Origin of the sequence: Bacteroides sp. (assembly GCF_028690125.1) — a bacterium.
GTDB lineage: Bacteria > Bacteroidota > Bacteroidia > Bacteroidales > Bacteroidaceae > Bacteroides.
In genome coordinates, this window is the sequence record NZ_JAQVBV010000039.1 from 14,681 (window position 1) to 38,130 (window position 23,450).

Consider the following 23,450-nt stretch of genomic DNA (forward strand, 5'->3'; position numbering starts at 1 on the left):
CTTTGCACGGTTTTTACTAAGAAACTGAATAACAATATATCTAAAATATGATAGCTAAGATTGAACAACTTCTGAAAGAGGTAGAAACTATGCATGCCTCCAATGCTGAGGAACTCGAAGCTCTCCGCATTAAATACCTTAGTAAGAAGGGCGCCATTAACGACTTAATGGCTGATTTCCGTAACGTAGCTTCTGACCAGAAAAAGGTAGTCGGCATGAAATTGAACGAACTGAAAACACTAGTGCAGGATAAAATCAACGCGCTTAAAGAACAGTTTGAAAGTCAGGATAATGGTTGCGACGGAGTAGATTTGACTCGTTCGGCTTATCCCGTAGAACTTGGTACACGCCATCCACTTTCTATTGTAAGAAATGAAATTATTGATATTTTCGCCCGCTTAGGATTCAGTATTGCCGAAGGTCCGGAAATTGAGGATGACTGGCATGTATTCTCTGCACTGAATTTTGCAGAAGACCATCCGGCACGCGATATGCAGGACACTTTCTTTATTGAATCACACCCGGATATTTTATTACGTACGCACACCTCTTCCGTGCAAAGCCGTGTAATGGAAGTTTCTCAGCCTCCTATCCGTATTATCTGTCCGGGACGCGTATACCGTAACGAAGCGATCAGCTACCGTGCGCACTGTTTCTTCCATCAGGTAGAAGCATTGTATGTAGATAAAGAAGTATCATTCACTGACCTGAAACAGGTATTACTACTCTTTGCAAAAGAAATGTTCGGTGCAGATACAAAAATTCGTCTGCGCCCGTCATATTTCCCATTCACTGAACCTAGTGCGGAAATGGACATCAGTTGTAACATCTGTGGTGGCAAAGGTTGCCCATTCTGCAAACACACCGGTTGGGTAGAAATTCTTGGTTGTGGTATGGTTGATCCGAATGTATTGGATGCCAATGGAATTGATAGCAAAATATACAGTGGTTATGCGCTCGGTATGGGTATCGAACGTATCACTAACTTGAAATATCAGGTAAAAGACCTTCGTATGTTCTCCGAAAATGATACACGCTTCTTGAAGGAATTCGAGGCAGCTTATTAAAAAATCGGAGTGAATAAAACCTTAGTAAAATTTATCTAAGTTGAAGGTTATAACTAACAAGTAGGAAAATTTTGCATAAGTAATAAACAACTTTCTTTCAGGCATAGATTACGCGGATTTCACGGTTCTCGTTCTTACTCCTTAAAACCGTGAAATCCGTGTAATCTATGCCTCATTTTTTTATACGTTCTGCAAAGACGACTGAATACATTATTCATTATGGCAAAAGATAGACTCATTACTTCCAGTTACTGTTTCATCTTGGCAGCCAACTTCTTACTCTACTTTGGTTTCTGGTTGCTGATTCCTGTTTTGCCGTTCTACTTATCAGAATTCTTTCAAACGGGAAATTCGACTATTGGTTTGGTACTCTCTTGTTATACGGTAGCAGCACTTTGCATCCGACCATTTTCCGGTTATCTTCTTGACACGTTTGCACGTAAACCTCTTTATCTATTTGCTTACTTCATCTTTATGTTAATGTTTGCCGGATATCTAATTGCCGGCACTCTCACTTTATTCATTACATTCCGAATCATTCATGGCGTTTCTTTCGGAATGGTGACCGTAGGCGGGAATACGGTAGTGATCGATATTATGCCATCTTCACGCAGAGGAGAAGGATTGGGGTATTATGGGCTTACCAACAACATAGCTATGTCCATCGGCCCAATGTTCGGATTATTTCTACATGATGCAGGTGTAGCTTTTGCCACTATTTTCTGTTATTCACTAGGCTCATGTATCTTAGGTTTTTTAGCTGCAAATCTGGTTAAGACACCTTATAAGCCACCTGTAAAGCGGGAACCCATTTCACTTGACCGTTTTATTTTACTGAAAGGATTACCGGCAGGGTTCAGTCTTTTATTACTTTCAATTCCTTACGGAATGACAACCAATTATATTGCCATGTACGCCCGCCAAATAGGTCTTAATACTCAAACTGGTTTTTTCTTCACTTTCATGGCAATTGGCATGGCGATTTCACGAATTTTCTCGGGAAAAATAGTAGACCGGGGAAAGATTACACAAGTGATTGCAGCAGGACTTTATCTCGTTGTATTCAGCTTTTTTCTACTAGCCTCTTGTGTATATCTGATTCAATGGAACGATAACGCTTGCATGATTATCTTTTTCGGAATCGCGCTATTGCTTGGCGTCGGATTCGGAATCATGTTTCCGGCGTTTAATACATTGTTTGTCAATCTCGCCCCTAACAACCAGCGCGGAACGGCAACATCTACATACCTTACGTCTTGGGATGTAGGAATTGGCATCGGAATGCTGGCGGGAGGTTATATTGCCGAAATCAGTACTTTCGACAAAGCATACCTCTTCGGGGCTTGTCTAACTGTGGTATCCTCCATTTATTTCAATATAAAAGTAACGCCTCACTACCATAAAAACAAACTAAGATGAGAAAAACAGAACGTTATGAAAAGGTTATTGCCTGGTTTCAGGAAAATATGCCGGTAGCCGAAACAGAATTACATTACAAAAATCCTTATGAGTTGTTGATTGCAGTAATTCTTTCCGCACAATGTACGGATAAGCGGGTGAATATTATTACCCCTCCACTGTACAAAGATTTCCCGACTCCAGAAGTACTTGCCGAAAGCACACCGGAAGTGGTTTTTGAATATATCCGGAGTGTTTCTTATCCTAACAATAAAGCCAAACATCTGGTAGGTATGGCAAAAATGTTGGTAAATGATTTTAATAGTGAGGTTCCAGACAATCTGGAAGATTTGGTGAAACTACCCGGGGTAGGAAGAAAAACAGCAAATGTTATTCAATCCGTTGTGTTCAATAAAGCGGCAATGGCAGTAGATACGCATGTATTCCGTGTTAGTCACCGTATAGGGCTGGTTTCTGACAGTTGTAAAACTCCGTTTAGTGTAGAAAAAGAATTGATGAAAAATATTCCTGAAAGTCTGGTAGCAAAAGCTCATCATTGGCTTATCCTGCACGGTCGTTACGTTTGTCAGGCACGAACTCCTAAATGTGACACCTGTGGTTTACAATTGATGTGCAAACATTTCTGCAACACATATAAAGTTGCAAAAGAGACACCAAAAGCCAAGAATAAATAACGATTTAATAGTAGGAAACCGAAATAAATAGTAACTTTGCGGTCAATCAAAAAAACGATGAACTTAAACACTTTTAAATAAAATAGAGTATTATGCAGACAATTGACAAATTCAATTTTGCCGGTAAAAAGGCATTTGTTCGCGTGGACTTCAATGTACCTCTGGACGAAAACTTCAACATTACAGATGACACTCGTATGCGTGCAGCTCTTCCTACTTTGAAGAAGATTCTTGCAGACGGCGGTAGCATCATCATAGGTTCTCACTTGGGCCGTCCGAAAGGCGTTGCCGATAAATTCTCTTTAAAACATATCCTCAAACATCTGTCAGAATTGTTGGGCGTTGAAGTTCAGTTTGCTAACGACTGTATGGGTGAAGAAGCCGCTGTGAAAGCTGCTGCTCTGCAACCGGGCGAAGTTCTGCTGCTCGAAAACCTCCGCTTCTATGCTGAAGAAGAAGGCAAACCAAGAGGTTTGGCAGAAGATGCAACAGATGAGGAAAAAGCTACTGCTAAAAAGGCTGTAAAAGAAAGCCAAAAAGAATTCACCAAGAAATTGGCTTCTTATGCAGACTGTTATGTAAATGATGCATTTGGTACTGCTCACCGTGCTCACGCTTCTACTGCATTAATCGCTAAATATTTCGATGCAGATAAAAAGATGTTCGGTTACTTGATGGAGAAAGAAGTTAAAGCCGTTGATAAAGTATTGAATGACATTAAACGTCCATTCACTGCTATCATGGGTGGTTCCAAAGTTTCTTCTAAAATTGAAATCATTGAAAACCTGTTGAGCAAGGTAGATAATCTGATCATTGCAGGTGGTATGACTTATACATTTACCAAAGCTATGGGCGGTAAAATCGGTATCTCTATCTGTGAAGATGATAAACTTGACCTGGCTTTGGATTTGGTAAAAAAAGCTAAAGAAAAAGGTGTAAATCTAGTATTGGCTGTAGACGCTAAGATCGCTGATGCTTTCTCTAACGATGCTAATACTCAGTTCTGCCCTGTTGATGAAATTCCTGACGGATGGGAAGGTCTTGATATCGGTCCTAAAACTGAAGAAATCTTCGCTAATGTTATCAAACAGTCTAAGACTATCCTTTGGAATGGTCCTACAGGCGTATTCGAATTTGATAATTTTACTCACGGTTCACGTACAGTAGGCGAGGCTATTGTTGAAGCAACTAAAAACGGCGCATTCTCACTTGTTGGTGGTGGTGACTCTGTAGCTTGTGTAAACAAGTTTGGTTTAGCGAACGGTGTATCTTATGTTTCTACAGGTGGTGGAGCATTGCTCGAAGCAATCGAAGGAAAAATTCTTCCGGGCATTGCTGCTATTAAAGAATAAGATCAATTAGTTGAAATAATGTTAAGATCTAAAAGATAGATTATAAAGGGCAGTTCTTTGTGAAAAGAGTTGCCCTTAATTACAAATATGAAGGTATGAAAAAGCTGATACTTTTATTCTGTATCTTACTTTCTTTTCTTTCTTCTTGTCAAAGAAAAAAAGGAGAAAGTTCTTTTCTTACTCCAACAGAATTACAGTCTCTCAAATTAGGTGTGATGCCAACTTTAGAGGGAATTCCTTTCTACATCGCTCAAAAACAAGGTATCTATGATTCATTAAAGTTACAATTAAAGATTCTTCCCTTTTATTCTGCCAACGATCGGGATGCTGCATTTCAGGCTCAGCAAGTAGATGGCATAATTACCGATTATTCAAGTGCTGTAATTCTACAAGCCAACCACCACACAGATTTAGGACTTATTCAGAAAAATGACGGATATTTCTGCTTTATCGTATCCAAAGAAAGTGGTATCAACCAATTAAAAGAACTCAAAAATAAAAATATTGCCGTTTCGCGTAATACAATTATCGAATACGCTACCGATTTATTACTAGATAAAGCAGGAATTAAAACTACACAAATAAATAAACCTGAAATAGGTCAAATTCCTCTCCGTTCACAAATGTTAGACTTTGACCAATTGGATGCCTCTTTTTTACCCGATCCTGCTGCTACTATTGCCATGAACAATGGACATCGTTCTTTAGTAAGTACCCGAGAGTTAGGCATTAACTTCAGCGTCACTGCTTTTTCCCGTAAAGCTCTTAACGAAAAAAGGAAAGAAATCAAATTACTTATTATAGGATACAACCTCGGTGTAGATTATATGAAGACACATCCACAAAAAGAATGGGAACAAGTGTTGATAGAAATAGGTATCCCGGAAAATCTGACTGGATTAATTGCACTTCCTGCTTACAAAAAAGCGACACACCCTTCACCGGAAACAGCAATAAAAGCAATAAACTGGCTGAAAGCACATCACCGTATACCCGAAACATACAAAGGAAATAATCTGATAGACACCACGTATAGCCACCTCGGATTAACCACTATGCAATAAACAACAACTCATGAAAAAAAAAATCCTTCAAATCTCTATTATTGTATTAAGCATACTAAGTATGCAAAATACTATTAATGCTCAGGAAAACAGACCACTCAATCAAGTCGTCAATACTCTAAAAGAACGAATCAGCCTCGCTGGTTATGCACAACTTGGATATACGTACGACGATGCCACTAAACCAGACAATACATTCGACATTAAGCGCATCATCTTTATGGCCCATGGAAAAATCACAGACCGATGGACCTGCGACTTCATGTACGATTTCTATAATAGTGGTATGCTACTGGAAATCTATACAGATTATCAGTTTTTTAATGGACTCACAGCACGTATTGGAGAATTCAAAGTTCCCTATACCATTGAGAATGAATTATCCCCTACAACCGTAGAATTAATTAATTGTTATTCTCAATCAGTATGCTATCTAGCAGGCGTTAGTGGTAGCGACAAATGCTATGGCATGACCTCAGGACGAGATATCGGTTTAATGCTTTATGGAAAACTATTTAATGACTTTTTGCAATATAAAGCTGCTGTAATGAATGGCCAGGGACTGAATACAAAAGACAAAAACAGCCAAAAAGATATTGTCGGCAATTTGATGATTTATCCGCTAAAATGTTTATCTGTCGGAGGCTCGTTTATCCGGGGAACCGGACATGCCATAGCAGATTCCGAATATACAGGGATTAAAACCGGAGAGAACTATGCTAAAAAACGTTGGAGCATAGGGGGTATGTTTACTTCTACTATGATCAATTTCCGTTCTGAATATCTTGCAGGAAAAGACAAAGAAGTAAAAAGTGAAGGATTCTATGCTACAGGAAGCTTACGTTTAGTACAGAATCTCGATTTGATAGCCTCTTTTGATTATTTTAATCCTAACAAAGCAGCTGACTTCAAACAAAATAATTATATAGCCGGACTGCAATATTGGTTTTATCCAAGATGTCGTCTGCAAGCTCAATATACATTCTGTGACAAAAAAGGAAATGGACTGAAAAGCTCAAATCTAATACAAGCACAAGTACAAGTTCGATTCTAAAAGCTTTCTTTCATATCCTTTTTGGCATTCTTTTTGTTATATAACAAACTATATTTATTCATTTACGGATTGAAATAAATGATTGAACAATGATGAACGAAAAAACAATTAATGATCAATACGCATATATACGTACCCTTCTTGAAGATAAAAGACTCAAAGAGGCATTAATGCAGTTAGAGTCTTTACTCTGGCAATGTCCCGATTGGAACTTACGGACACAACTGGAACAACTTCAGACTTCCTACAAGTATATGCTAGACTATATGCGCCAAGGGATTAATGACCCTGAACGCTGGAATGTACACCGTAAATTAGTAGCTGATACATGGAGTATTGCCGATCAGTCACGTGTATTGATGTCGGACAATGCCTCTTCAAGATATTACCATGAGGTACGACGTACTCCTCGTACAGAAGAACTAGCAACTTACGATCTAAAAAGGTTGTTACACGTATTAGAATCTTTCAATGACGATATGGCAGTAAGCGGGCTTCTTTCTGAAGCTAAAACACTTGAAGTTATGAAACGTCATGAAGACACCCTCAAATTTTTATTTCTAGAAGGTTGGACTAATAATGCATGGAATCTCCAACAAGAAGAGGATGCCAAAGCTTTGCTTGTTTCAGAACAGCTTTCAATAGATGACTTATGTTTATACATCAGTGCAATCATGCTCAGTCTGATGGAGTGTTTCGATTTACGCAAAATCATGTGGCTACTAAATGCCTATCAACACTCAAATGTAAATGTGAGCCAACGGGCTTTGGTGAGTGTTGTTATTACCTTTCATATCTATAGGAACCGCCTTACTCTCTATCCGGAATTACTCAAAAGAATAGACCTCATAGCAGAAAACTCTTCTTTCCAAAAAGATGTAGCACGTATCTATCACCAAATGTTGCTTTGCCAAGAAACAGAGAAGATAGACAAAAAAATGAGAGAAGAAATTATCCCCGAAATGTTGAAGAACGCCTCATCCATACGGAATACTCGATTCGGCATGGAAGAAAACGAAGAAGAAAACAATGATACAAATCCGGATTGGGAGGAAGCATTTGAGAAATCAGGTTTGAGCGATAAGTTGCGTGAAATGAACGAATTGCAATTGGAAGGAGCAGATGTATATATGAGTACCTTTGCCGGTCTGAAAAGTTATCCGTTTTTCCGCGAAGTACATAATTGGTTTTATCCGTTCACTAAACAACAGTCTGACGTACATAAAATGTTGGAATCAAAAGCAAACGAAAAAAATAGTTTGTTAGACATACTCCTTCAATCAGGATTCTTTAGCAATAGTGATAAATATTCTCTCTTCTTTACTATTCAACAGTTGCCTAAAGCACAACAAGACATGATGTTAAGTCAGCTTAACGAGCAACAAATGGCAGAATTAACAGAAAAGTCGAATGCAGAAACGATGAAAAGATTCTTCGAACGACCGGGAACTGTCAGTAACCAATATTTGCACGACCTATACAGGTTCTTCAAACTTAGCCTACGTCGCCAAGAGTTTAGGGATATATTTAAAGAAAAACTCGATTTACATCATATCCCCGCCCTAGACAATGTGCTTTATCGGGAAGATATATTATTCCCGATTGCCGACTTTTACATAAAGAAAGAACGCTGGGACGAAGCAATTGAAATTTATGAAGAATTGGAAGTGATTGAAGCTTTAGACAAAAATGCAGCAGAATGCTATCAGAAACTGGGCTTTGCCTTACAAAAGAAGAAGAAGTATGCAGCAGCCATTGATGCCTATCTGAAAGCTGACACATTGAAACCTGACAATATTTGGAACAATCGTCATTTGGCGACTTGTTATCGTTTGAATAGAAATTATCAGGCATCACTCACTTATTATAAGAAGGTAGAAGAAGTAGCTCCCAAAGATACAAATGTCACTTTCTATATTGGCAGTTGTCTCACCGAACTCCGACAAAATGAAGAAGCATTAAATTATTTCTTCAAACTGGATTTCATGGAAAATAATAGTATCAGAGCATGGCGTGGGATTGGTTGGTGTTCATTCATCGGTTTGAAATACGAACAGGCAATCAAGTACTATGAAAAAATTATTGAACAGAAACCATTGGCTATCGACTTCATGAATGCCGGGCATGTCGCTTGGGTAATGGGAGATATTCAGAAAGCCGCCATATTTTATGGAAAAGCTATTACCATAAGTGGCAGTAGAGAACATTTTTTGGAAATGTTCCACAAAGACGAGGAATCTCTTCTTAAACTAGGCATTAGAGAGGAGGACATTCCATTAATGCTTGATTTATTGTAATATACTGTAATTAATGCGAGTGCTACAAAAGTGAACTGAAAGCTGAACCGAAAATAGCTCAGGATGGAAATAATATTCTGAGCTATTACACTTTAAAAGATATCCCTACAATATTCTTATCATCTCAAATTATTTTCCAGTAGGCTTTAATTTTAGAAAAGCAGTGATCGAATTACATTTTTAGCTTCTCTGTTAAACTGTCTATTTTCCGATTTAAAGTAATAAAACTTACATATTACATCAAATCCTAATTTTTGGTAAATAGAAACAGTCTTAACATTATGTTGCGATACTTCCAATAAACATTCTTTAACACCCACCTCTTTTTTTAGTCAAGGAATAGAATATTCAAACACTATAAAAGAAAGCTTAAGATCAAAGCCACGCCATTCTAAATTTGCTTTAAGTTCGACATTATTCAATTGAGCTTCATAATCAGAAAAGCTTGTCAGAACAACTCAAATACGTCATAGAAGTCTATATTATCCAAATATTTGATCTCCATAGCTATTCTATTTTACAGCTTCTTTAACTCTACGTATAGTTTCTGTATAGGGAGCCCCATAATATTGTAAAAACTTCCGGAAATAGACTTGACCCCTACATATCCAATCCACTCCTGTACCCCATATGCCCCTGCTTTATCCATTGGTTGATAACGATCAACATAATATTCAATTTCCTCTTCCAACAATTCGTCAAACTGAACATCGGAAGCTACGGTAAAGCTCTTTTGCCATTCTGTTGTAGTGAGACAGACACCCGTAAAAACTTGATGAGACTTTCCCGAAAGAGCACGCAACATTTCAATAGCTCCTTCCCGCCCTATCGGTTTTCCAAGCACTTGACCATCCAACCAAACGATTGTATCCGCAGTAATCAACAATTCACTTGGCTCCATCGTCGTTCGGTAAGCATCCGCCTTTTCCCGTGAAATAAATTCGGGGATTTCTGCTCCAATTAACGTTTCAGGATATGATTCATCAACATCGGGTAAAGTTCTTACTACATAATCAACACCTAACCCAGACATCAATTCTTTCCGGCGGGGAGAATTAGAAGCTAATATAATATTGTATTTCTTTAAATTATCAAGCATATCAACCTTATTATAAAAAACAATTTGCTAACATTCCATTAACACAGAATCTATTATTCTATTCTTACCAGCCAAAAGCATCTTGTGCCATCCATTTGCCATGTGCTTTCAACACTTGCTCTATTACGTCACGTCCGCAACCACGACCGCCATCAGCATAAGAAATATATTTCGCAATGGCTTTTACTTCCGGAACAGCATCTTTTGGACAGCAAGGCAATCCGCATTCACGCATCACCTCTATATCCGGTATATCATCTCCCACATACAAAATCTCGTCATCAGATAAACCATACTTATCACGAAAATCACGGTAATCATGAATTTTCACAGCCGATCCCATATATAAATCTGTTATTCCCAATGCTGCAAAACGAATACGCACCGCTTCCGTTCGTCCTCCGGTAATGATGGCAAGATGGATCCCTTTTTTAACAGCCAACTGCAAAGCATAACCATCCTTTATATTCACGGTGCGCATCGGTTCTCCCGAAGGATGCAACGGAACGGTGGTCGAACTTAAGACACCGTCTACATCAAATGCTAGTGCCTTGATACGAACTAAATCGTAATTAATGGTGCTCATGAATACTTTTACTGATTAATTTATATATTTCTTGCAAATCCGAAGTATCCTCCAGCATAGCAAGATGGTTATTGATCACATTTTCGTCATAACGTACTGCAGGACCCGTTTGTGCATCATGAGGGGCTAACTCATGAACTTTGCGCGCTGTTTCATCGATTAACGGCAACATAACATCAAAAGGTAGATGATACTTATTAAGCAACTCGGCAGCTAAAGTATACATATGGTTCGTAAAATTACATGTAAAGACAGCAGCCAAATGCAAACTCTTCCGTTGCTCGGAAGTAGCTTCGTATACTTTCTCAGAAAGAGTCCCCGCAACAGCCTTCAGCAACTCGACATCTTCGTGACTCTTAGCCTCAATAAAAAAGGGAATTTCTTCAAAATCGACTTCGCGTTGCTTACTAAAAGTTTGCATTGGATAAAACACACCATAACGCTCCGTATAACCTTCCCAGACACTCATAGGAATGCTTCCGGCTGTATGTACTAATAACGGTCCGTGTTTTCCTGCTGTTATCTGAGGCAACAACTCTACGAAAGCTGCATCTTTCAGCGAAACGATATAAAGCTTTGCTTCTTCGGATATTTCCTGTAAATCTGTAGTAAATCCGGCTTCTACTTCTCTTGCCAATGTATATGCAGCCTCTTCTGTACGGCTATATATTTGCTCAATACGGAATCCTTTGCGATAAAGCGCTTTCGCCAGATTAGTAGCAAGATTGCCGGCACCAATAAATACTATCGGAGTATCTTCAACACTTCTTTTCATCTTTTTTCAATATTATCGTCTCGAAACAAACAACAAAATACCTCCTATAACCAGTAACGCCAATGGCAATAAATAACCGGACAAGGAACCGAGCAATGACATCACTAAACCAATATTCATAACTAGCCAAAGCGCCAAAAGTACAAATCCTACCGACTTGTCCCGTTTGAATATCAGAAAACAAATAGAAGCATATAACAATAAATTGTCTTTATTCATCACCCAAGGCAATCCGATAGAAGCGAAATGAATCAACTTGTCTATCAAAAAAAGCACTCCGATTACAATCAGAGAAACAGCAGTTGCTTTGTAAGTATCCTTGTGATTATTTGCTTTTGCAGTAGCCATTCTTATTTTCCTCCAAACTTATTGATATGAATTTTTTCCCATTGCAAATGTTCTTCGTTAAAAGGCTTCCGTTCCATTCCCTTATGACCAATAGCTACTACAGAAAGTATTTGAAGTTGCAAAGGAATATCAAGAATACCATGAATAAATTCATCCGAAGGCATTCCGGTCGCAGTAAAACGCTCACGAACCTGTACCCAACAACTACCCAGTCCTAAATCTTCTGCCTGTAATTGAATAATAATAGAAGCAATAGCAGTATCTTCAATCCAAACGTCACTTGCCAATGGGTCTGCCATCACAACAATTGCCAAAGCTGCATCTGCGATAAAGCTAGAAGCCTGCTCTTTACAATGTGATAATTCTTTCAATATCTCTTTATCATCTACTACAACAAATTGCCAACTATTACTGCGTTTGGAAGTAGGCGCCATCAAAGCTGCTTTCATCAAAGTTACTACCTGATCCTGAGTCAGTTCTTCTTCAGTAAACTTGCGGATACTGCGACGATTCTTTATCAACTCACTGAATTTTTCCATATCGTTTTGCGATTACATAATAATTAATGTATGCAAAGATAGTGTAAACTAAGCGGAATAAGAAATAAAACTCTGTTTTTCATTTCTTATAGCTAAGGTAAAAGTCATCGACCAAAAAATAGAAAAAGTCTCTAAAATAGAGAATAAATTGTATTTTTGCATTGTAAAATATTATATTGATTATGAGAAAACGAATTACGCAAGACGATTACATTAAAGCAAATCGCAAAGCAAGCCGTGAGGCCGAAATTAAGATGTATGGACATCTCATTTGTCATAAGAGAGACACCATCAAAGAAAGTATATAACCGCAAAAAAATAAAGGCAACCCCAAATGAGCTGCCTTACTTATTATATCAAAATTTATGATATTATTTGATAGAATCAAATAATTCTGGACAATTTACCAGTGGTAGAATCAATAATAAAACCGTACACTTTCACATCCGAAGGAATCAAAGGGTGACGGATTATGAAATCGACTGTACCGTGCACTGATTTTTCTGTATCTTCAAAGCCATCCAGCCATGAATGAAAATCGACACCACAAAATCGCATCATATCAATATAATCAGCATTGACTCCACGTGCTTCCATTTTCTGTACCATTTCTTCACTATGCATATGACAAGCACCGCAGTCGGAGTGGGCAATCACCATAATCTCTTCTACTCCCAGTTCATAGATAGCCACTAATAAACTACGAATAACACTACCAAATGGATGCGAAATAACACCTCCTGCATTCTTAATCATTTTCACATCTCCATTCTTTATACCCAATGCAGCAGGTAGCAATGCTGTCAGCCGAGTGTCCATACAAGAAAGAATTGCTATCTTTTTATCAGGGTACTTATTAGTAATATATTCCTTATATCCCTCATTTTCTACAAACTGTTTATTGTAGGCTAACATTTCTTCAATCATAAATTAATCTGTATTTAAAAGTTAGTAGACACACAAAGATAATGAAAAATATCTTTTTCATTTATGACATTTTCAACAAAAATATTCTACTTTTTGTTGAAAGACAAATAAAAAGTGTAAATTTGTACTTATATGCCACTTAAATTAACTACATATTATCGCGGAAAGGATATTCCCGATTTACCGGGGAAAAACACATTTCATTCGAAAGAGTTGTTTCAAATATATGAAGCAACTCCCGGATATGTACCTCTACTGATTGTAGCAACCTTGGACGATAGACCTGTAGCACGTCTGCTGGCAGCCATTCGTAAAACCAGAAAGTGGCTTCCCTCCTCTCTAACAAAGCAATGCGTTGTATATGGTTCTGGTGAATTATTGATTGAACCTTCATATTCAAACGAGGAAGAAGAAATTTTCGGAGAGATTTTAGAACACCTAACCCAAGAAGCATCCCGCACTTGCCTCCTCATCGAATTTAGAAACTTGGAAAATTCGATGTTCGGATACCGTTTCTTCCGAAGTAATGGATTCTTTCCTGTCAATTGGCTGCGAGTTCGGAACTCTCTTCACAGCATGAAAAGGGTAGAAGACAAATTCAGCCCATCTCGTATTCGTCAGGTTAAAAAAGGACTTCACAACGGAGCCATAGTGAAAGAAGCTCATGCTGTAGAAGAAATAAAAGAATTCTCACATATGCTACATAAAATATACTCATCCCGCATACGCCGCTATTTTCCGAATAAAGATTTTTTCAGCCACATGAACAATTTGCTTATCAAAGGGAAGCAAGGCAAAATATTTATTGTTAAATATAAGGAAAAAATTATTGGAGGAGCTGTCTGCATCTATTCGGGGGATAATGCCTATCTCTGGTTTTCTGGAGGAATGCGGAAAACTTATGCACTACAATATCCGGGTATAATAGCTGTATGGAAGGCATTAGAAGATGCGCATGAACGTGGTTTCCGACATATGGAATTTATGGATGTAGGACTTCCTTTCCGCAAACATGGTTATCGTGATTTTGTGCTCCGCTTTGGCGGCAAACAAAGCAGTACCCGCCGTTGGTTTCGCATCAATTGGCCTTGGCTTAATGAGCTAGTAGTTAAATTCTATGTATAAATGCAATCTCAGGATTACAAAATCTCCTCTATCTTCCAATCTTATCACTTTGAATCCTTTATCCTCCAATAATAAAATGCTGAAAAATTTCTTTATTAGGTAAGAAATGTCTTTCTTTGTGCTTGTTTTATGCTATGCAAAAACTGATTTAAAACCAATTTAAAATAAATTCGTTATGAAGATTTCACACATTGAGCATCTGGGCATTGCTGTAAAAAGCATCGAAGAGGCCCTTCCTTACTACGAAAATGTATTAGGTCTAAAATGTTACAATATTGAGACAGTTGAAGACCAAAAAGTAAGAACCGCTTTCTTAAAAGTAGGTGAAACAAAAATCGAGTTATTGGAACCAACTTGCCCTGAAAGCACGATTGCTAAATTCATTGAAAACAAAGGAGTGGGTGTGCACCATGTTGCATTCGCAGTAGAAGACGGCGTGGCTGGTGCTTTGGCAGAAGCAGAAGGCAAAGAAATCCGCCTGATTGACAAAGCTCCCCGTAAAGGTGCAGAAGGATTAAATATCGCTTTCCTTCACCCGAAATCGACTTTGGGGGTACTGACAGAACTCTGCGAACACTAATCTATAAACTCTAAAAAACTACAAGAACTCATGAGTAATCAACTTGACAAAATTAAAGAGCTTATTGAACGCCGCGCCATAGCGCGTATTGGAGGTGGTGAAAAAGCAATAGCCAAACAACATGAAAAAGGTAAATACACAGCACGTGAACGTATAGCCATGTTGTTGGACGAAGGTAGCTTCGAAGAAATGGATATGTTCGTAGAACATAGATGTACAAACTTCGGCATGGAAAAAAAACATTATCCGGGTGATGGCGTTGTAACCGGTTGCGGAACAATTGAAGGTCGTCTGGTATATATCTTCGCACAGGACTTTACTGTTTCTGCCGGTTCATTATCGGAAACTATGGCACAGAAAATCTGCAAAATTATGGACCAAGCTATGAAAATGGGTGCTCCTTGTATCGGTATCAACGATTCAGGTGGCGCACGTATTCAGGAAGGTATCAATGCATTAGCCGGATTTGCAGAAATTTTCCAACGTAATATTCTTTCTTCCGGTGTAATACCTCAGATTTCCGGTATATTCGGTCCTTGTGCCGGTGGTGCGGTTTATTCTCCGGCACTGACTGACTTCACTTTAATGATGGAAGGGACTTCTTATATGTTCCTTACCGGACCGAAAGTTGTAAAGACTGTAACAGGTGAAGATGTATCTCAGGAAAATTTAGGTGGCGCAAGTGTTCACTCTACGAAATCGGGTGTTACCCATTTTACAGCTACTACCGAAGAGGAAGGTTTGGCTCTAATCCGCAAATTACTGGGTTACATTCCTCAGAACAATCTAGAAGAACCTCCTTATATTGATTGTATAGACCCTATCGATCGTCTGGAAGATTCATTGAACGAAATTATTCCTGACAATCCGAACAAGCCATACGATATGTATGAAATTATCGGTGCTATTGTCGATAATGGCGAATTCCTTGAAGTTCAGAAAGATTACGCTAAAAATATTATCATCGGCTTTGCACGTTTCAACGGACAGTCTGTTGGTATAGTTGCCAACCAGCCAAAATATCTGGCTGGTGTACTCGACAGCAATGCTTCCCGCAAAGCTGCGCGTTTCGTTCGTTTCTGCGATGCATTCAACATTCCTATCGTATCTTTGGTAGACGTACCGGGATTCCTTCCGGGAACAGGACAGGAATATAACGGTGTAATCCTGCATGGTGCTAAATTGTTGTATGCATATGGAGAAGCTACTGTACCTAAAGTAACTATCACATTACGTAAGTCTTATGGTGGCTCACACATTGTAATGAGCTGTAAACAACTTCGCGGTGATATGAACTATGCATGGCCTACAGCTGAGATCGCCGTGATGGGTGGTGCCGGTGCTGTAGAAGTTCTTTATGCAAGAGAAGCCAAAGAGCAGGAAAATCCGGCTCAGTTCCTTGCAGAAAAAGAAGCAGAATACACGAAATTATTTGCTAATCCTTATAATGCAGCTAAATATGGTTATATTGATGATGTGATCGAACCGCGTAACACTCGTTTCCGTATTATCCGTGCACTGCAACAGTTGCAGACTAAGAAATTAGCCAATCCTTCCAAGAAGCATGGTAATATTCCATTGTAAACATTAAAAAGAAAAACGATTATGAATAAAACCAAAATCGGAATATTCCTTTCCTTGTTGATGTTGATTGGTTTGTGCTCTTGCCAGGAACAGAAATCGAACAATAAACTGGTATTAAATGAAGTACTGATTGATAATCAAAATAGCTATCAGGACGACTACGGAGTACACAGTGCATGGATTGAAATATTCAACAGATCATATGGTAGTGCCGATCTGGCTGGCTGGTTGCTGAAAGTAAGCAATCAACCTGGGGATACTGCTACATACTTTATCCCTAAAGGTGATGTGCTAACTCTGGTAAAGCCACGCCAACACGCTCTTTTTTGGGCAGACGGCGAACCTAACCGTGGAACATTCCACACCAACTTCAAATTGAATGCACAGACTGACAACTGGATCGGCTTATTCGATTCAGGTCGTAAGTTGATTGACCAGATTGTAGTTCCTGCAGGAACTCTCTCTGCTGACCAATCGTATGCACGTGTTAGCGACGCTGCCAACCAATGGGAAGTAAAAGGTGGATCTCCCGACAAGTATGTGACTCCAAGTACCAATAACAAAACGATCAACAGTAATGCAAAAATGGAGAAATTCGAAGAGCATGATGCTGTTGGTATTGGTATGTCAATTTCTGCTATGAGCGTCGTATTCATCGGTTTGATTCTTCTTTATGTTTCTTTCAAAATTGTTGGTAAGATTTCTGTTAATCTGAGCAAACGCAATGCGATGAAAGCTAAAGGCATCAACAAACACGAAGCGAAGGAATTAACCCAAGCTCCAGGTGAAGTTTATGCAGCTATTTCTATGGCTTTACACGAAATGCAAAATGATGTACACGACGTAGAAGAAACTGTACTAACCATCACTCGTGTAAAACGTAGCTATTCACCATGGAGTTCGAAGATTTATACACTGCGTGAAACTCCTAACAAAAAGTAAGTCACTCAATAAAAAGATAAAACGATGAAAGAATACAAATATAAAATCAATGGTAACTTATATAAAGTAACGATTGGAGATATTGAAGATAATATCGCTCATGTAGAAGTGAACGGTACTCCTTATAAAGTAGAAATGGAACACCAACCTGCGAAACAGACTGTAGTGAAACCGGTTGTTCGTCCAGTAGCAACTACTCCTGCGGCTCCTACTACACAAGTAGTTAAACCGGCTACTGCTTCCACTGGCAAATCAGGTGTTAAGTCTCCACTTCCCGGTGTGATCCTCGACATTAAAGTAAATGTAGGTGACACAGTAAAAAAAGGACAGACTATTATCATCCTGGAAGCCATGAAAATGGAAAATAACATTAACGCTGATAAAGATGGTAAGATCACCGCTATCAACGTAAATAAGGGAGATTCTGTTCTTGAAGGTAATGACCTCGTAATTATTGAGTGATATGGGAGATTTTATTAACTTTTTAGGAAACAACCTAGCTGACTTCTGGACTTATACGGGATTTGCGAACGCAACCCTAGGACATATCGTCATGATTCTGGTAGGTTTGTTCTTTATCTATCTGGCCGTAGCCAAGGAGTTTGAGCCAATGTTGCTAATTCCTATTGGATTCGGTATTTTAATTGGTAATATTCCCTTCAACATGGAAGCCGGACTAAAAGTCGGTATTTATGAAGAAGGTTCTGTCTTGAATATATTATATCAGGGAGTAACATCCGGTTGGTATCCACCACTCATATTTCTGGGTATCGGTGCCATGACAGATTTCTCGGCATTGATCTCCAATCCGAAATTGATGTTAATTGGTGCAGCTGCGCAGTTTGGTATCTTTGGTGCTTACATGATTGCACTGGAAATGGGATTCGATCCGATGCAAGCGGGTGCTATTGGTATCATCGGGGGAGCTGATGGTCCAACGGCAATCTTCCTTTCGTCCAAACTAGCACCTAACCTGATGGGAGCGATTGCTGTGTCCGCCTATTCTTATATGGCGTTAGTACCGGTGATACAACCACCTATCATGCGTCTGTTCACCACGAAACACGAACGTTTGATCCGTATGAAACCTCCTCGTGCCGTTTCGCATACAGAAAAGGTGATTTTCCCAATCATCGGTTTGTTGCTAACTTGCTTCCTGGTTCCCTCAGGTTTGCCTTTATTAGGTATGTTGTTCTTTGGTAACTTATTGAAAGAAAGTGGTGTAACTCGCCGTCTTGCTAATACTGCAAGCGGTCCGCTGATTGATACAATCACTATCTTGTTAGGTTTGACCGTAGGTGCTTCTACACAGGCATCAGAATTTCTAACTCTGGACTCTATTAAGATTTTTGCACTCGGTGCATTGTCATTCATCATTGCTACTGCTTCGGGAGTGTTATTCGTTAAGATCTTTAATGTCTTCTTGAAGAAAGATAACAAGATCAATCCGTTGATCGGTAACGCAGGTGTATCTGCTGTTCCCGACTCTGCACGAATTTCACAGATAGTCGGTTTGGAATATGATCCAACCAACTATTTATTGATGCACGCTATGGGGCCAAATGTAGCTGGTGTAATTGGTTCAGCAGTTGCTGCCGGTATCTTGCTTGGATTCTTAATGTAAACCATTTATTATTTTATAAAAGAAAGCCTCTCTCAACTTTGAAAGAGGCTTTCTTTTTACCACTTTACACATTCAAATAACTTTATTTATCCTTTCTTATCACGTTAATCTATCTAAAAACTTCTACGATTATTTCGTAAATACTATTATTTTAGTAACTTGCATTTGCATAAACAATTAATTAAAATAATCATTTATGAAACACACTCTTCTTCTATTATTTCTCTGTTTTAGTGCCCTACTAAAAGCACAGCATATGGATCGTATCCAGGAGGCAATGGCCAATTATGATTATGAAACAGCCCTTACCCTCATTGATCAAAAGGAGCAGACCGTTCCACTACTCTTGCAAAAAGGAAAAGCCTTACGAGGATTAGGATTAAATAGAGAAGCCCTCTCTACTTATCAGGAAGTGATATATAGTGACACCACCAACACTTGTGGATTTATCGAAGCAGCAGATTGTTGCCGAAAACTTGCTCAATACAATCAAGCACTAAAATACTATGAGCAAGCAATCCGCCTAGCTCCTAAAAACAAATATGCACACATTCAATACATCACTCTACTTTTGTCTCAAGAGAAATATCAGAAAGCATTAAAAGAAAGTAATGTGATGACAGAAACTGACAGTTCTGCTACTGTCTTACACCTACAGGCACAATGTTATGAAGGAATGAAACAAATTTCATCTGCGATAGATTGTTACCGTCATATTCAAGACAAATACCCACTCGACTATTTATCGGCAGCAAAGTTAGGTGCCCTTTATGTGACCGATTCTTCTTATGATAAAGCCCTTGAAGTAACAGAGAAATACCGCCAAATTGATACTACAAATATTGCTATCAATCGGCTAAATGCTTTAGCTTATTGTTTAAAGAAAGATTATCCCAATGCTATCCGGCGTTATAAATATCTCGTCAGTCAAGGAGATAATGCTTACTTCACTTGTTTTTACTTGGGAATTAGTTACTATGCAGTCGAGAAGTATTATGAGGCCCATGACGCTTTGGAAGTAGCCTATAGATACGAACCGGAAAACATTGACCTACTTTATTATTTGGGACGTGCCTGTGCCAAAACATCATGGAAAAAACAGGGAGTAGAACATTTGGAAAAAGCAATTAATCTGGCCATACCCAAAGATAGCATGATGTCACGGCTTTATATCGGAATGGCAGATTGCTACAAAATGTCACAAATGTACAAAGAACAAATAGGGTCCATTAAAGAACGCTATCAGAAATATGATAAAGAGAACCACAAATTATTATATGACATAGCCTATATATACTTTCATAATCTAAAAGACAAAAAGAATACGGAACGATATTTGGAAGCATTTCTAAAAACACATCCCAAGAATGAGAAAGAAAATCAAACGGAAGAATATGTGCAGGAAGGTCGTATATTGGGAGAAGCCAGTTATTACAATGCCGCTGCCAACTGGTTGAAAGACCTCCAAAACAAACAAAAGATAGAAGATTTTTTCCAAAACGGAAAGCCCATGTCTACCGGAAACAAATAAGAAAAGGCTGCAGCCTATTTAAAGATTGCAGCCTTTCTTTATAATAGAAAATTCTGATTACTTAGCCAATTTATTGTCTGAGCCTAACACATTGATGATTTTGTGCTTGTACAGTTTTTCCATATTGTCACGAGCCGGACCAAGATACTTACGTGGGTCGAATTCAGCTGGTTTTTCAGCGAATGTCTGACGGATAGCAGCAGTCATAGCCAAACGAGAGTCTGAGTCGATGTTGATCTTGCAAACTGCAGAAGTAGCAGCTTTACGTAACCACTCTTCAGGAATACCAATAGCAGCTTTCAAGTTACCACCAAATTTATTGATTGTTGCAACTTCTTCCTGAGGTACAGAAGAAGAACCGTGCAGAACGATAGGGAATCCCGGAAGTTTTTCCATAACAGCATCCAAAACTTCGAACGCCAATGGAGGAGGAACCATAACACCTGTAGCAGGATCAATATGACATTGCTCCGGAGTAAATTTGTATGCACCGTGAGAAGTACCGATTGAGATAGCCAATGAATCGCAACCTGTACGAGTAGCGAAATCAATTACTTCTTCAGGGTCAGTATATGTATGGTGTTCAGCAGAAACTTCATCTTCTACACCAGCCAATACGCCAAGTTCACCTTCTACTGTTACATCGAACTGATGTGCATATTCTACAACTTTCTTAGTCAAAGCTACGTTTTCTTCGTAAGGCAAGTGAGAACCGTCAATCATTACTGAAGAGAAACCAGAGTCGATACAAGATTTACAAGTTTCGAAAGTATCTCCGTGGTCAAGATGAAGAACTATTTCAGGATGAGCACAACCTAATTCTTTTGCGTATTCTACAGCACCCTGAGCCATGTAACGCAATAGAGTAGCATTAGCATATTGACGAGCACCTTTAGATACCTGAAGAATCACGGGAGACTTAGTTTCAACAGCAGCCTTTACGATAGCCTGCATCTGTTCCATATTGTTGAAGTTGAAAGCCGGAATAGCATATCCGCCTTTAATAGCTTTAGCAAACATTTCTTTAGTGTTTACCAAGCCTAAGTCTTTGTAATTTACCATTTTGTTTAAAATTTATTGTTAGTGAATAAAAATTCTATGCAAAAGTAAGCATTATCCTGTTAATAACGAACGCTGGAAAAGAAAATATAGTCGAAATGAGTTAAATAAATATAGAATATGGCAGGAAGAAAACGGAAAAATACTTTTTGTAATGTCTACCTTACAAACTAATTCGTATCCCTAATATTTTCCACTCCAGCCTTCAGTAAATCATAGGAAATTAAAAATATATCATAATAAAACAACAAAAACTATTTTTTATGATATATTCTTTTATTATATTTGTACAATATAATTATAGATAAAAAATAATTGTATCTATTTACTTATAAAAAAAAATGTACTTATGAAAAGACACACAATTCTCATGGCTATTTTCACCATAGTAATCCTTGGATGTTACTGTAAATACCATTTTTAAAATCCTCTACTCATTTCTGATTTAACATTAGCCCATATTGAAGCATTAGCTGGTTCACCAGAAGATTATCGATGCCGTGAATGAGTAAAGAAGAACTGTTATAATTTTTCACAGATAAGTATAAACCTGATTATTATACTTCATGTGCAGGTGGTTCTTCTGTAGTTGGCGGTTTAGTTGAATGCGGAACGGTAGATAGCAGATTACTTACAACACCGTGGGGGCTCGTGAGTGTTTACAATGTATTCGTGAATGGTAAAATGAACTTTATGAAATTCTCATTATATTTATGTATTACTTGTTTTATTCTATTTTCAACTTCTTGCAGAAAAAATAATCAGAGAGGTATAAATAGTCAGAATAAAACAACCGACTATATAGAAGCAATTCCCACAACGAAAAGTGCATTAGAAGGAGATACTATGCTTTATAACGCTCTGTATCCCACAGGAATTTGTATTGTCGATACCTTCCTTTTAATTGCTCAACATAAAGACAAAAATTTAATTCATGTTTATAGTCTCAATGATACTACATTTTTAGGCTGTTTTCTAAACAAAGGTGGAGGTCCAAACGAAGTAGCAATATGGTCTAATTTTACTCAAGTATGGAAAGAAAATGATGGATGCAAAATACTCATACAATCTTATCCAACTTTTATTGCCATTCTAAATTTGGAGCAATCCCTCAAAGAAGGAAAAGCAGTATTTGATAGCCGAGACTCCTATGAAACAGGTTCAAATCATGACATCATGCTCAGTTCAAATATTGCTTATAGGATTAACAATGATACCATACTATTCAATAGAGCTCCTCAAAGAATAAAAGACTGCAATAATTACAATATATTTGGCACTTTGTACGATATAAAGCAAAAGAAGGAGATAAAATCCTTCCAATACACTAATTTACCTTCATCAAACTATTTTTTGCTATATTCCGGACGAACAGCATTGCATCCCAAGCAAACAAAAATTTGTTTCGCTGGCTCTTTTCTAAATATAATTAGTATTACCGACCTTAAAACAGGAGAATTGTTACAGATCTTTCCTGATGGAGAAAAAACAAACATTGATAAGATTGTAAGCCAAATGGAAGACCAAAGCTACTACCAAGATTGCTTAGCTACCGATGACCGAATTATCTTACTAAGTAATAAAGGACAAAGTAACACTTCACTTTTTGAAGAAAAGTATAAATCTTATTTGGAAATTTATGACTGGAACGGTAAACATCACCATAGTCTAATCATTCCAGAATCTATTTATTACATAGCATTGGATTCTAGAAAAGGTCACATTTATGCAATTTTAGAAGATGGAGGAGTAAAGCGATATAATATAAATTCATTCTTATAGCATTCTCAATTCAAAGTCATAA

At 38.1% G+C, this 23,450-nt stretch carries 22 protein-coding genes and 1 pseudogene; 16 read left to right on the plus strand and 7 right to left on the minus strand.

What is annotated here, in order from left to right:
• Positions 1-47: 47 nt before the first annotated feature.
• The 7 genes from pheS to PHO71_RS20160 all read left to right on the plus strand — a co-directional run bounded on the left by pheS (position 48) and on the right by PHO71_RS20160 (position 8,927).
• Positions 48-1,067 carry a phenylalanine--tRNA ligase subunit alpha gene (pheS, locus tag PHO71_RS20130; RefSeq protein ID WP_300206790.1) on the plus strand — a complete coding sequence of 340 codons (1,020 nt, stop codon included), beginning with the start codon at positions 48-50 and terminating at the stop codon, positions 1,065-1,067.
• Between the two features lie 219 nt (positions 1,068-1,286).
• Positions 1,287-2,486 carry an MFS transporter gene (locus PHO71_RS20135; protein WP_300206792.1) on the plus strand — a complete coding sequence of 400 codons (1,200 nt, stop codon included), beginning with the start codon at positions 1,287-1,289 and terminating at the stop codon, positions 2,484-2,486.
• Positions 2,483-3,160 carry an endonuclease III gene (gene nth / locus PHO71_RS20140; RefSeq protein ID WP_300206794.1) on the plus strand — a complete coding sequence of 226 codons (678 nt, stop codon included), beginning with the start codon at positions 2,483-2,485 and terminating at the stop codon, positions 3,158-3,160. Before PHO71_RS20135 ends, nth begins: the two co-directional genes overlap by 4 nt.
• 92 nt (positions 3,161-3,252) lie before the next feature.
• A complete protein-coding gene (pgk, locus tag PHO71_RS20145) occupies positions 3,253-4,512 on the plus strand; it encodes a phosphoglycerate kinase (RefSeq protein WP_300206796.1) in 1,260 nt (419 codons plus the stop codon).
• Positions 4,513-4,607: 95 nt separating this feature from the next.
• Positions 4,608-5,576 (plus strand): ABC transporter substrate-binding protein, encoded by a 969-nt coding sequence (locus PHO71_RS20150; protein ID WP_300206798.1) that lies wholly within the window; start codon positions 4,608-4,610, stop codon positions 5,574-5,576.
• Between the two features lie 61 nt (positions 5,577-5,637).
• Positions 5,638-6,630, plus strand: coding sequence for a porin (locus PHO71_RS20155; RefSeq protein WP_300206862.1), 993 nt, complete (start codon positions 5,638-5,640; stop codon positions 6,628-6,630).
• 89 nt (positions 6,631-6,719) lie between these two features.
• Complete coding sequence (locus PHO71_RS20160) at positions 6,720-8,927, plus strand: hypothetical protein (protein ID WP_300206800.1); 2,208 nt, start codon at positions 6,720-6,722, stop codon at positions 8,925-8,927.
• Between the two features lie 517 nt (positions 8,928-9,444).
• On the opposite strand, the gene PHO71_RS20165 is transcribed toward PHO71_RS20160, so the two are convergent.
• From PHO71_RS20165 to PHO71_RS20185, 5 genes are all read right to left on the minus strand, one after another.
• Complete coding sequence (locus tag PHO71_RS20165; protein ID WP_300206802.1) at positions 9,445-10,026, minus strand: Maf-like protein; 582 nt, start codon at positions 10,024-10,026, stop codon at positions 9,445-9,447.
• A 64-nt stretch (positions 10,027-10,090) separates the two neighbouring features.
• Positions 10,091-10,612, minus strand: coding sequence for an HAD family hydrolase (locus PHO71_RS20170; protein ID WP_300206804.1), 522 nt, complete (start codon positions 10,610-10,612; stop codon positions 10,091-10,093).
• On the minus strand, positions 10,599-11,387 hold the full coding sequence (locus PHO71_RS20175) for a Rossmann-like and DUF2520 domain-containing protein (RefSeq protein WP_300206806.1): 789 nt from the start codon (positions 11,385-11,387) through the stop codon (positions 10,599-10,601). The genes PHO71_RS20170 and PHO71_RS20175 overlap by 14 nt, the downstream gene beginning before the upstream one ends.
• 12 nt (positions 11,388-11,399) lie before the next feature.
• A complete protein-coding gene (locus PHO71_RS20180; RefSeq protein ID WP_300206807.1) occupies positions 11,400-11,735 on the minus strand; it encodes a hypothetical protein in 336 nt (111 codons plus the stop codon).
• Positions 11,736-11,737: 2 nt separating this feature from the next.
• Positions 11,738-12,274 carry a nitroreductase family protein gene (locus tag PHO71_RS20185; protein WP_300206809.1) on the minus strand — a complete coding sequence of 179 codons (537 nt, stop codon included), beginning with the start codon at positions 12,272-12,274 and terminating at the stop codon, positions 11,738-11,740.
• A gap of 182 nt (positions 12,275-12,456) precedes the next feature.
• Here PHO71_RS20185 and PHO71_RS20190 point away from each other — a divergent pair.
• Positions 12,457-12,643: pseudogene (locus tag PHO71_RS20190) on the plus strand (hypothetical protein).
• A gap of 15 nt (positions 12,644-12,658) precedes the next feature.
• Here the strand turns inward: PHO71_RS20190 and PHO71_RS20195 are convergent.
• Positions 12,659-13,201, minus strand: a complete 543-nt coding sequence (locus PHO71_RS20195; protein ID WP_300206812.1) for a carbonic anhydrase — start codon at positions 13,199-13,201, stop codon at positions 12,659-12,661.
• Positions 13,202-13,333: 132 nt separating this feature from the next.
• Between PHO71_RS20195 and PHO71_RS20200 the strand changes: the two genes are divergently transcribed.
• The 7 genes from PHO71_RS20200 to PHO71_RS20230 all read left to right on the plus strand — a co-directional run bounded on the left by PHO71_RS20200 (position 13,334) and on the right by PHO71_RS20230 (position 20,587).
• Entirely contained in the window at positions 13,334-14,326 is a 993-nt protein-coding gene (locus PHO71_RS20200; protein WP_300206814.1) for a GNAT family N-acetyltransferase, read from the plus strand.
• A 175-nt stretch (positions 14,327-14,501) separates the two neighbouring features.
• Positions 14,502-14,906 carry a methylmalonyl-CoA epimerase gene (gene mce / locus PHO71_RS20205; protein WP_300206816.1) on the plus strand — a complete coding sequence of 135 codons (405 nt, stop codon included), beginning with the start codon at positions 14,502-14,504 and terminating at the stop codon, positions 14,904-14,906.
• A gap of 30 nt (positions 14,907-14,936) precedes the next feature.
• Positions 14,937-16,490, plus strand: a complete 1,554-nt coding sequence (locus PHO71_RS20210) for an acyl-CoA carboxylase subunit beta (RefSeq protein WP_300206819.1) — start codon at positions 14,937-14,939, stop codon at positions 16,488-16,490.
• 21 nt (positions 16,491-16,511) lie between these two features.
• Complete coding sequence (locus PHO71_RS20215) at positions 16,512-17,432, plus strand: OadG family transporter subunit (protein ID WP_300206821.1); 921 nt, start codon at positions 16,512-16,514, stop codon at positions 17,430-17,432.
• A 24-nt stretch (positions 17,433-17,456) separates the two neighbouring features.
• Positions 17,457-17,894: a biotin/lipoyl-containing protein gene (locus tag PHO71_RS20220; RefSeq protein WP_300206823.1), complete on the plus strand. Its 438-nt coding sequence runs from the start codon at positions 17,457-17,459 to the stop codon at positions 17,892-17,894.
• A 1-nt stretch (position 17,895) separates the two neighbouring features.
• Complete coding sequence (locus tag PHO71_RS20225) at positions 17,896-19,056, plus strand: sodium ion-translocating decarboxylase subunit beta (protein WP_300206825.1); 1,161 nt, start codon at positions 17,896-17,898, stop codon at positions 19,054-19,056.
• A 196-nt stretch (positions 19,057-19,252) separates the two neighbouring features.
• Positions 19,253-20,587, plus strand: a complete 1,335-nt coding sequence (locus tag PHO71_RS20230; protein ID WP_300206827.1) for a tetratricopeptide repeat protein — start codon at positions 19,253-19,255, stop codon at positions 20,585-20,587.
• A gap of 57 nt (positions 20,588-20,644) precedes the next feature.
• On the opposite strand, the gene PHO71_RS20235 is transcribed toward PHO71_RS20230, so the two are convergent.
• Complete coding sequence (locus tag PHO71_RS20235) at positions 20,645-21,649, minus strand: class II fructose-bisphosphate aldolase (RefSeq protein ID WP_300206829.1); 1,005 nt, start codon at positions 21,647-21,649, stop codon at positions 20,645-20,647.
• 690 nt (positions 21,650-22,339) lie between these two features.
• On the opposite strand from PHO71_RS20235, the gene PHO71_RS20240 reads away from it, so the two are divergent.
• Positions 22,340-23,428: a hypothetical protein gene (locus PHO71_RS20240; RefSeq protein ID WP_300206831.1), complete on the plus strand. Its 1,089-nt coding sequence runs from the start codon at positions 22,340-22,342 to the stop codon at positions 23,426-23,428.
• Positions 23,429-23,450: the final 22 nt, after the last annotated feature.